Source organism: Oceanobacillus neutriphilus (genome assembly GCF_014645515.1).
Lineage (GTDB): Bacteria > Bacillota > Bacilli > Bacillales > Amphibacillaceae > Oceanobacillus > Oceanobacillus neutriphilus.
Window position 1 is genome coordinate 141325 of the sequence record NZ_BMLW01000007.1, and the last position, 11179, is coordinate 152503.

7 protein-coding genes are annotated in these 11179 nt (G+C 39.3%); 4 read left to right on the plus strand and 3 right to left on the minus strand.

All coding sequences use genetic code 11. The features are described 5' to 3' along the window. The first annotated feature begins 213 nt into the window (after positions 1–213). Entirely contained in the window at positions 214–1140 is a 927-nt protein-coding gene (bla, locus tag IEX29_RS12940) for a class A beta-lactamase (RefSeq protein WP_077604834.1), read from the plus strand. Positions 1141–1155: 15 nt separating this feature from the next. Beyond that, complete coding sequence (locus IEX29_RS12945) at positions 1156–3165, plus strand: penicillin-binding transpeptidase domain-containing protein (protein ID WP_077604833.1); 2010 nt, start codon at positions 1156–1158, stop codon at positions 3163–3165. Positions 3166–3465: 300 nt separating this feature from the next. On the opposite strand, the gene IEX29_RS12950 is transcribed toward IEX29_RS12945, so the two are convergent. The 3 genes from IEX29_RS12950 to IEX29_RS12960 all read right to left on the minus strand — a co-directional run bounded on the left by IEX29_RS12950 (position 3466) and on the right by IEX29_RS12960 (position 5870). Beyond that, the gene (locus IEX29_RS12950; RefSeq protein ID WP_188734808.1) at positions 3466–3687 is read right to left on the minus strand and encodes a hypothetical protein; all 222 of its coding nucleotides are present in this window, start codon (positions 3685–3687) and stop codon (positions 3466–3468) included. Positions 3688–3748: 61 nt separating this feature from the next. After that, positions 3749–4183 (minus strand): NUDIX hydrolase, encoded by a 435-nt coding sequence (locus IEX29_RS12955; RefSeq protein ID WP_188734809.1) that lies wholly within the window; start codon positions 4181–4183, stop codon positions 3749–3751. Between the two features lie 517 nt (positions 4184–4700). Then, a complete protein-coding gene (locus IEX29_RS12960; RefSeq protein ID WP_188734810.1) occupies positions 4701–5870 on the minus strand; it encodes a short-chain dehydrogenase in 1170 nt (389 codons plus the stop codon). Positions 5871–6147: 277 nt separating this feature from the next. On the opposite strand from IEX29_RS12960, the gene IEX29_RS12965 reads away from it, so the two are divergent. Beyond that, complete coding sequence (locus IEX29_RS12965; RefSeq protein WP_188734811.1) at positions 6148–7017, plus strand: GNAT family N-acetyltransferase; 870 nt, start codon at positions 6148–6150, stop codon at positions 7015–7017. A 503-nt stretch (positions 7018–7520) separates the two neighbouring features. Then, positions 7521–11165, plus strand: a complete 3645-nt coding sequence (locus IEX29_RS12970) for a GH32 C-terminal domain-containing protein (RefSeq protein ID WP_188734812.1) — start codon at positions 7521–7523, stop codon at positions 11163–11165. Positions 11166–11179 lie beyond the last annotated feature (14 nt).

Genomic DNA, 11179 nt, shown 5'->3' on the forward strand with positions numbered 1-11179 from the left:
CCATTCTTCAGTTACGGTAATTATATATGAACGATTTACCGGATTTTATTTTAAATTACATTTGTAATACATTAAATTCTAGCATTATAAAGCGAAGTTATCAATCTGTCAGTAAAAAAATTGTAAAGGATAAAAGTAGGTATTGACAAACTTAGACTACATGTGTAGTATTGTATTACAGTTGTAGTCAATATAGTTTTAGGAGGGTTTTAAATGAAACAATTTCAAGATATTTTTAATAAGAAAGGCTTCATCTTATTGTTGTCGATTGTCGCGATAGGACTAGCAGGCTGTTCCAATGAAACAGAGAGCAGCGTAGAAAATTCTGAAGCTCCAGAACAGACTTCACAAGGCGAAGAAGCTTTTAAAGAGCTGGAGGATGAATTTGATGCAAGACTTGGTGTATATGCTATTGACACAGGGTCTGAACAGACCGTTACCTACCGTTCAGATGAAAGATTTGCATATGCTTCTACTTTTAAGGCATTGGCAGCGGGAGCTATTTTACAAACAAATTCAATAGAAGATTTAGAGAAAGTAATTACTTATTCTGAAGAGGATTTAGTAACATATTCTCCTGTGACAGAGAAGCATGCAGGAGATGGGATGAAGCTGGAAGAAATTATAGAGGCTGCTGTCCGTTACAGTGATAACACAGCAGGAAATCTTATGTTAGAAGAACTCGGAGGACCAGATGGCCTAGAAGGCATATTAAGAAAAAACGGTGATGAAACAATCGAGATGGATCGAATGGAAACAGAATTAAATGAAGCCGTTCCAGGAGATAAAAGGGATACCAGCACCCCGCAAGCTCTTGCTGAAAGCCTGCAAAAATATGTGTTAAGTGATTTACTTCCTGAAGACAAGCGTGAATTGCTGATTGACTGGATAACAGGAAATGAAGCTGGAGATTCGTTAATTCGGGCAGGCGTTCCAGAAGGATGGGAAGTGGGAGATAAGAGTGGGGCAGGAAGCTATGGTACAAGAAATGATATTGCTGTTGTCTGGCCGCCTGACAATGAAGCTCCGATTGTTATCGCCGTTCTTTCCAGCCAGGATACCGTAGACGCAGATTATCATGATGAATTAATCGAAAAAGCTGCTGAACGCGTCATGGAACAGCTGCAGAATGAAGAATAACGGGAAGGTGGAAAAATGAGAGGATACCGGACGATTATCCTGATTGTATTGCTGCTTTTGCTAGCTGGTGGATGTTCTAAGAAAGAGGAGCCGTCAGAAGTATTAAACGACTATCTTTCCAACTGGGAAAATAAAGATTTTCACGCCATGTATGAACAGCTTTCCGAGGAAGTGAAAAACAAAATAACGGAAGAAGCGTTTATTGAACGCTATGAAGCTATATATAATGGAATGGAGATGGAAAATTTACGAATAACATCACAGGCAGATGCAGAGGAGGAATTAGAGCCGGAGGGAGATCTTATTACTGTTCCGTATAGTGTAGAGATGGATACAATTGCCGGTTCAATTGAATATAGTCATCGTCTGACATTAGAACAGGATGATGAGGGATTTTGGCTGATTAAATGGAATTCGTCACAGATTTTTCCACAGTTAAGTACAGGAGATAAAGTAAGGGTAAAAACATTAGAAGCAGAAAGAGGGGAGCTGCAGGATAAGAATGGAACCGGGCTTGCAATCAATGAAGAGGCGAATGTCATTGGTGTCATACCTGGGCTGCTGGAAGAAGATAAAGGCCATACAAAAGAAAAGCTGGCAGATCTGTTGGGTATTTCGGTTGAAGAAATAGATAAAGCACTGGATGCCTCCTGGGTTACGCCGGAAGTGTTTGTGCCGATAAAAACATTACCGATGGAAGAAGATGATATAGAAACCTATCTGAAGCTTCCGGGAGTGAGCTCTCAAGTAAAGACGGTCCGTACCTATCCGCTGGGAGCTTCAGCGGCTCATTTAACAGGCTATGTACGGGAAATATCCGCTGAACAGCTGGAAGAACTGGATGGTTATGCTGCAGGAGATGTAATTGGGAACGCAGGCCTGGAGAAGGTATTTGAAGAGAAATTGCGGGGAGAAAATGGTACCCATATTTATATAAGTAATGCAGACGGTGATTTGAAAGAAACGCTGGCTAAAAAAGAACCTGTTGACGGCGAGGATATACAATTAACCATTGATGCTGCACTGCAGCAGGAAATATTTGAGCAATTTGAAGGGGATCCGGGAACCTCTGTTGCTGTAGATCCGCATACCGGAAATGTTTTATCCTTAGTCAGCTCTCCAGCCTATAATCCAAATGCTTTTGTCCGGGGATTGTCAGGAGAACAATGGGAAAAATGGAGTGAAGATCCGGATGAGCCATTCTTAAATCGTTTTACAAGCCGTTATGCTCCAGGCTCTGTATTTAAAACGATAACAGCATCAATTGGATTGGAATCAGGAGTGACCAACCCTGAAAAGGTAAGGCAGATTAATGGACTTCATTGGACAAAGGATGACTCGTGGGGAGATTATTATGTCACCCGTGTACATGATAAAGCGAATGTCGATCTGCGTGATGCCTTTGTTCATTCGGATAATATTTATTTTGCGCAGGAAGCTCTGGAGATGGGGAAAGATACCTTTTTAGAAGAAGCGGTCGGATTTGGATTTGGTGAAGAGATTCCATTTCCATTTACGATTCCAGCTTCTAATTTGACAAATAATGGAGAGATTGACAGTGAGGCACAGCTTGCTGATACAGCTTATGGACAGGGGCAGGTAATGATGAGCCCGCTGCATCTTGCTTTAACCTATACGCCCTATCTTAACGAAGGAAATATGCTGTACCCGTCTTTGGTAGAAAAGGATGAACCTGAAATATGGAAGGAAAACCTTATCAGTCAGGAAACAGCAAATCTGGTAAAAGAGAATCTGGTTCAGATCGTTGAGAGCCCCGAGGGCACGGCGCATACTACTTATATTCCTGGTATGGTCATCGGCGGAAAATCCGGAACAGCAGAAATTAAAGAAAGCAAAGAAGATGATAATGGAAATGAAAATGGCTGGTTTGTCGGCTTCGAGGAAACGGACTCTGAAATATTATTGGTAATGATGGTAGAGGATGTGAAGGAACGCGGGGGAAGTGGCTATGTGATTTCTAAGGCGAGAAATGTTTTTGAGTATATGCAGCAGGGAAGTAATTAAAAAGCTGTTTTCTGTAAAATAGGGTGAAGTACGCGTCTGGACGGTGTGCTTCACCCTATTTAACATTCACTCATCACAGCGGGCTGCCAACAGTATTGTTATGGGGAGATTTCAATTAATAAATTATAATAGGAATTATTTGGGAATAAATATTTCGAAATCCTGCATTTATATAGTGTGCAGTAATGATTTGAAGAAGCTAAAAAAAATTTACACTAAAAAGACTTGCCTGCCAAACAAGTCTTTTTATAAAGTATTATTTGAAGTAATTTCTAATCAGATGAAGCATTTAAAAACATTTTATTCTCCACCCTCAAAAATATCCTCAACCTTATCTTCATCTGCTCCGTCCTCATTATTATCTTCCTCTGTATCTTTAGATTCATTTCCATCTTCATTACCGTTCTCTTCCTGAGGAGGTTCTTGATTATCCTGTTCTTCATTTTCATCACTCTGACATGCTCCGAGAATAAGCATTAATGAAACCCCAAAGGCTGCAAGAAAAGATTTTTTCAACCTCATGATGTATCACTCCTTCTAATGTATGCTCATACCCGATTTTAACAAATAAAATCAGAAAAATTCATTTTGTTAATAAATTGTAAAGTGATTCAGGCACAAGGCGTAGTTTCCCATTTTGAAAAGCAGATAAAGGCTTCCAGGTGGCTTTATATGTCTTTCCATTGTCCTCTTTTACCAGCAGTTTGGATTGATTATATAAGGACTTGTCAATAAACTCGCCATCATAGACCTGGACAATTTCATGACCTGTGTTTCCAGCGAAGGCGAAAATACTTTCAACCGTACCGAGAAACTGAAGGTTAGAAATATCTGCATCTAATTCTTCTTTTACTTCTCTTATCAAGGTATCTGAACTTTTTTCTCCGAATTCAATTCCTCCGCCAATTGGTCTGTAGTAGAAGTCTTCCTTTACAGGATCATAACCTTCAGCAACAAGTATTTTATCTTCTTTTTTAAACAGGCAAATAGCAATTGGCCGTATGATTCCTTTTTTCATAAAGTCCCCACCTTTCTTTTTTAATAGATGATTTTCATACTGATACAAGCATTTTTTCTCAATGAATATAGATAATGAAACGGGTATAGTTGATATATCAATAGTATTCGGATAACTCAAGGGTGGTTGGCACACTCCCATAAGACAGGGGGTGATGCTATGACAGTATTTGAAAGTCTAATGCTAGCAGTTGCTTTTGCTAGTTTAATGTTGGCGCTGTCAGATAACCAAAAAAAATAATCCACCCTTGAGTTGACTGCTCGATTCGGTGGATTATTTTCGTAATCGGTGCTAACCCCCTTGCAGGGATCCTGGCTATTGTATACCGCTGGTGCTCACAACACTGGCGGTTTTTATAATTTATGTGCTTCTACTGTAAATATACACTAATATTTATTGTTTGTAAAATAGCCTAAATGCGGTGACTGATATATTTTTCTAAAATGGAAGAAGTTCTTATATAATAAACAAGTAAGAATGAAATAAAAATGCAGCAGCTAAATCAAAAAAATAACAGTTAAGACCGTCTATCCCAAGGATCCAGTGTGCCAACAACTTTGACACTCTTTTCATTAACAATGGCATCAATTACTCCCTCGCTGATTTCTTGATTTGTTAACCACCTGGAATGTTTTTTTTCTAAAATAAATCCAAGCTGAATTTGTCTGTACTGGCAACCTGGATATTTCTTTACGGCAGTTTCTTTAATTTGAGCTGCGTCAGAGCTGCTTCCCAGTACATGATAGAGCTTCCAAGCTGAACCTTGCTGTGCAACTTCCTGAGAAATAATATCTAAAGCATGATTCGAATTGGAATGAATCCATGCAACAACTAAATCAATGGGACCATTTTGCTGAATACAGTTTCTGATGTTTTCTCTTAATGCAGTACTATCCTTGTAATCTACCAATAGTGGTGTAATGAAGGCATCCGGATTGGCTTTAGATAATAACCTTTCCATTTTCCTCTGATCGCGTGCGATAATAGAGATTTTAGCTGACGTATCCGCAAGCCATAGAGATGCTTCAGATAACATGCCAGTTCCGCCAATAATTAAGGCATGAGAAAGGATACTTTGAATTCTATTATTGATTATTTGCAGCCAGGGATGCTCCCCGTTAAATTGCTGACTTAACGTATGATAAAGCCATTTCATTTCATCTTTTTTCAGAATAGGAAGCATCCGCTCTAAATCATTATTGTCTTTCTGTCTGACAACAGAGCTCCCGCCTTTATATAATAGCTGTATCTCAGGTTTTATATAGGGGATACCATCCTCGGTTATTGCTTCAATTTCACTTAAAGGCCGCTTAATCTTATTATCTCTTTTATATATCCATTCATTATTTTCCGTATCCATAAGCATAATTTCAAATAACCATGTTATTTCATGCTTCATTTTCACCCAGATACTGCCAGATTGTATATTTATACTTTTTGAATCTATAAGCTTTGATAAACTGCCATTGTTAGCAAGAAATAATTCATAGCTTTCGCCCAGATGTTTTTTTAATAAAGGTAAATCTATTTTCCTAATAAGAATATCCATGTCTTCATGCTCTCTTGTCTGCTTTCCGTAATGCAGGTCCAGCGCCCAGCCGCCTGCAATCCACCATGGTATGGAGATATTTTTCATCAGGTAACGTATTTCTTGAATAGATAAAGGCTGCCAATGATAATTCTGCAAAAAATCCCTCCTGAGTAGTTTATCAGTCTGTATTTTGGTTAGTGTCTATCTTTCATTGTAAAAGTGTTTTCGTAAACAAGCAATATAGTGTATACATCGTCATTTTAAGGAATAAATTAATTTTTTCTGAAATAAATATGATACATTTAAAGAAGAAAGAGTGAGCAGGCATGAATAATTCGCTGTGCCAGTAAATGCCGAAGAGCTCCAAACTTCCATAGATAAATCGTGTAATACATCATCCCCAAAATATGATTTAGAAAAAGGAGTTTTTTAAATGAGTATTTTAATAGAGAGAGCAAATGACCTTGAATTACTGTCTGCTTTTCTTGCTGATATAAATAATCAAAAATCCAATCATATTGGTTTTTGCGGAACAGATCGAGCAGGTATTTTGACAGCGCTTAAAGAGGATTGCGTTGATGAGAATGGAGATACTTCCTTTTTTATAGCAAAAAACAACACTGGTGAGATTATAGCTGCATGCGGGCTGGATGTTGATAATGAGGAAGCAGAGGTCTGGGGCCCTTTTAATAAAACAGAAAGTATGGAGATATCCGCTAAGCTATGGGGACGTTTAAAAGAAAATTATCCTGCAGTTCAACAATTTTCCTTCTTAATTAACGAAAAAAATATAAAGCAGCAATTGTTTATGAAGCAGATAAATGCTGAAGAAGAAGGTCAGCATTTAAGTTTAATCATCCATCGGAGCCGTTTTGGCATGCTTGAAGAAATAAAAAGCAGTTCAATAAAAGAAGAAGATTTTCCTGTATTTCAAGCGCTGCATGATTTCACTTTTCCAGGTACATATTACGATGCAGAGACAATCCGGAGCAGACTTAACGAGGGGAATATACTGAAGGTGTTAAAGGATGATCATGGAGGGCTTATTGGTTATGCTTATTTTGAAATAGATAAAGAGCTTTCAGAAGCTTCTCTGGAATATTTTGCTGTATCGAATAATTATCAAAATAAAGGTTTTGGAGGTCTTCTATTAAAAGAAGCGTTAACTGCAATGTTTTCTTATCCCGAAATAAGGGAGATATATCTTACGGTAGATGCTGGAAACCATCATGCGAATCATGTTTATGAGAAAGTTGGGTTTGAAAAAGGAAATACATTGATTCATTATAAAAGGAAGGAGTAGTGAAGCTATGGGTAATAAAAAGGTCAATAGCACCCTTTGTAAAAGAAGTAGACTATTTTGATATAATAAATGCAATATACAAGTATAAAAAGGTGATTGAATTTTATCGCAGTGTAACTGGTTGTAGGACTCCTACCTCAAGAAATGAAGGAAACATGTTATTTCTAAGTAGGAGATCCAACAGCCAGTAACGGCCCGATTGGTTTAACTAACCTTCAGTGGGTCCTGCTGAAGGAAGTTTCACTTTATGACAACCGCTTGACATGTGTAAGCGTTTACCTTATGATGATTTTGTATTTATTCATTTATTTTAGGTCTTTATGTCAACCGGTTGATATAAGGCGGAATGACAGATTGATGTTCTTTGCAGTTCATAAAGAGGAGGGATTATTATCAGTTGGAGGTTGAAAAGTAAACATTCCATATGGGTTTTATTGCTTGTACTAGTTATTATATTTTTTTGTAATTCAGAAATTGAGGCTGCTGATAAGGAGGGGGAAGAGATGAATAAAGCTAATACGAATCTACAGAACTGGAGCGTGGAAGGTTCAGGGGAACTGCAGGATACTGTCCAGGGAATCCAGCTAACTTCTGAGGAGAATAAGCAGACTACGGCGTTCTCTGGTACCACTGCTGATGACTTTACCTATGAGGCAGATATAAAAACAGCTGATAAAAAGACTAAAGCAGGGCTTGTTTTCCGTGCAAGCGCGACGGAGAACGAGGGTTATATGATTCAAATAGATCAAGAGGAGGGCAAGCTTCAGCTTTTAGATCTGCAGAATCCAGATAAGTCTTTAGAGGAAGCGGAAATAGATTTGGAAGCGGGAGAGATATATCATCTCAAAGTAAAAGCAGTTAATCAGAAGCTTCAAGTATACTGGAATAATCAGTATAACGAGATATTGGGAACGGAATTAGAAAATGATGCAGCTGGAGCTTTGGGACTCCATGTGGAGAATGGAACAGGATATTTTGAGAATGTATATGTAAGTGATTTTACTCATAACTTAGGTGAAATTGTTATGACAGAAGGACAATGGCAACCGGATATCCAGGGGTTAAAAGCTATTGGAGAAGGGCAACAGACCTTTGATAGTCAAGTAAATGATTTTGTTCTGGAAGGGGATCTTTCATTTGCGGAGGAAGAAGGAGCTGCTGGATTTACTTATCGGAAAAATCAGGAGGCTGCGGCTGGTTACCAAGTAATATTAGTAAGGCAGGATGACCAGGTCAGGGTGCAATTGCAGTTATTGGACGGCACTGTGCTGGCAAGCTCAGATCAGTCATATTCCTCCATCGATGGGGCGAGGCATCATATAGAGCTTATTGTGAAGGATAACCAAATAACAGCTTATCTGGATGGATATCGTGAGCCGGCAATAGAATTTACAGACGATCGATATCAGGATGGCCGAATCGGGCTTGTTAATTTGTCTGGAACTGCTTATTTTGAAGATGTCTATGTGGTACCAACTGATGAATACTACAAAGAAAATTATCGATCAAACTATCACTATACACCGGCAAGAAGGTCGGCAAGTGATCCCAATGGCCTTGTTTACTTTGAAGGGGAGTATCATCTCTTTCATCAGGATGGCGGCACATGGTCGCATGCTGTAAGTGAAGATCTTATCCATTGGAAGCGCTTACCTACTGCGCTACCTTGGAATGATCATGGCCATGTCTGGTCAGGTGCAGCTGTTGCAGATGAAGATAATGCATCCGGGCTTTTTTCAGATACAGGAGGAGAAGGTTTAGTTGCTTATTATACCTCTTTCAATCCTGATCAAGAGAATGGAAATCAGCGAATCGGGCTTGCTTACAATCATGATAAAGGGCGTACATGGGAATATTCGGAGGAGCATCCGATTGTAATTGATAACCCGGGTAAGACAGAAGATGACCCTGGAAGCTGGGATTTTCGGGATCCTAAAGTAGTACGTGACGAAGAAAATAATCGTTGGATCATGGTAGTTTCAGGAGGTGATCATATTCGCTTTTTTACCTCTGAAAATCTGATTGATTGGGAGCATACTGATAGCTTTGGTTATGATGATTATGTGCGTGGCGGTGTTTGGGAATGTCCAGATCTGTTTCAATTACCGGTAGAAGGAACGGACGAGACGAAGTGGGTACTGATGATTAGTACAGGTGCCAACCCTGATACAGAGGGTTCTGATGCTGAATATTTTATTGGTGATTTAACAGAAGAAGGAATATTTATAAATGATAATGAAGCGGGAGATGTATTAAAAACTGATTTTGGCAAGGAATTCTATGCCTCTATGTCTTTCACAGATATGCCGGATGATCGTCGTATTACTATTGCATGGATGACAAATTGGGATTACCCATTTGATTTCCCGACAGAAGGCTGGAAAGGTCAATTGACAATACCAAGGGAATTAAGTCTGATAGATACAGAGCAAGGAATCAGGCTTGCCCAGGCTCCGATTGAAGAGTTAGCTTCCATTAGTGAGACAATTTTTGAAACAAGTAATAAACAAATAGATGAAAATAATGCAGAAGACCTTTTGAAGCAGATTGACGGCGAATCCTATCAAATCGAAGCAGAAATTGAGATTCCAGCTGACAGCGAAGCTTCAGAATTTGGTTTTCAAGTTCGTCAGGGAGCTGAAGAAAAAAGTGTGATTGGGTATCGCCCGGCTGATGAGCAAATATATGTTGATCGTTCGGAGTCCGGACAAACAGATTTCTCCAAACAGTTTAGCATGCGGCAAGAAGCGGATCTGGCACCTGATAATCAGCGTGTGAAATTAAATATATTTGTAGATAATGGTTCGGTTGAGGTATTTGCGAATGACGGACAAGTGGTTTTCTCTGATGTTATTTTTCCAAAGGCAACAAGCAGGGGAATGAGCTTCTATACGGAAAATGGACCTGTTGAAATTATCTCATTAAAAGTCAATCAGTTGGAAGATATTTGGGACCGTTATAATGAAGATGGAGCTGAAATTGTGATCAATACAAGTAAAAGAGAGCTGAATATTGGTGAAACAATTTCTCTTCAGGCAGCTTTAAAGAATGGGAATGGCACCGGGCAGCTGGAATGGTCTGTGTCTGATTCTGATGTGATTGATATGAATTCATCGAATCATCAGCAGGCTGAATTAGAAGCCGTGGGAAATGGTGAAGCAGTGGTTACTGTGTCTGCGCCAGATGAAAAAGTCTCGCAAACGGTGGAAGTACAGGTATATGATGGAGAATTTAATACTAATCTGACAGGCTGGCAATCTGATATTGAAACAGTAAAATGGTTGAAAACAGAAGCAGGAATTCGCGGTGCCCATACAAGTGATGCCAATTATATGGCAGAAGATACTGGCGGGAATTTTATTTATGAAGCTGATATGACAATGAGCCCTGATGGCGGTGCAGGAGCTCTCGTGTTTCGGGCGAATGAGGATGGCAGCAGCGGGTACTATTTTAATTTAGACCCTAATATGAAGGCTTTCCGTTTGTTTTATAAAGTAAATGGTCAGATAGAAGATCATATGGTGATTGACAATGTTCCGGCGTATATCGAGCCGGGCAAAACATATGCTGTCAAAATTGAAGCAGACGGACCGCATATTCGTATCGATGTCGATGGTGAGAATATCATGGATATCCAGGATGGCACATTTGCTCAAGGACACTTTGGATTAAATGTTTTTGATGGGGAAGCGACGTATCAAAATGTAGAAATAAACCAGGTATCGGATGCTGAATTCGTGCAGACTGCCTTTACGAATGCTGAAACAAGTAAATCATTATACGCAGCTAATTTACAAAATGGAGAGCCTGTGGAATTGGAAGAAGAACAAATGAAATGGTCTCTTATGCCAACAGGAGACGAGCAGGGATCCTATTCAATTAGAACAGAGCAGGGCCAGGCATTTGACCTGGATACCAGCCAGCAAAAAATCCAGTTATACGATTATCTTGGTTATGACAACCAGCGTTGGCTGATTGAGCAGCTGGATAATGAAACGGTAGTCATCCGTTCTCTTCATAATGAACAGGTGTTGACGGTAACAGAGGGTGGAAAACTTACGCTTGCAGAATTGCAGGAAGAGCAGGCAAGCTCAAGCCAGCAGTGGCAGATAGCAGCAGATATATTCTCAAATATCAAAAATGAATAATACAGTGTTTATTT

Bases quoted from the DNA above. Each gene is read 5' to 3' on its own strand.
- bla (WP_077604834.1), top strand. From the start codon at position 214: ATGAAACAATTTCAAGATATTTTTAATAAGAAAGGCTTCATCTTATTG.
- IEX29_RS12950 (WP_188734808.1), bottom strand. From the start codon at position 3,687: ATGAGGTTGAAAAAATCTTTTCTTGCAGCCTTTGGGGTTTCATTAATG.
- IEX29_RS12945 (WP_077604833.1), top strand. From the start codon at position 1,156: ATGAGAGGATACCGGACGATTATCCTGATTGTATTGCTGCTTTTGCTA.
- IEX29_RS12965 (WP_188734811.1), top strand. From the start codon at position 6,148: ATGAGTATTTTAATAGAGAGAGCAAATGACCTTGAATTACTGTCTGCT.
- IEX29_RS12970 (WP_188734812.1), top strand. From the start codon at position 7,521: ATGAATAAAGCTAATACGAATCTACAGAACTGGAGCGTGGAAGGTTCA.
- IEX29_RS12955 (WP_188734809.1), bottom strand. From the start codon at position 4,183: ATGAAAAAAGGAATCATACGGCCAATTGCTATTTGCCTGTTTAAAAAA.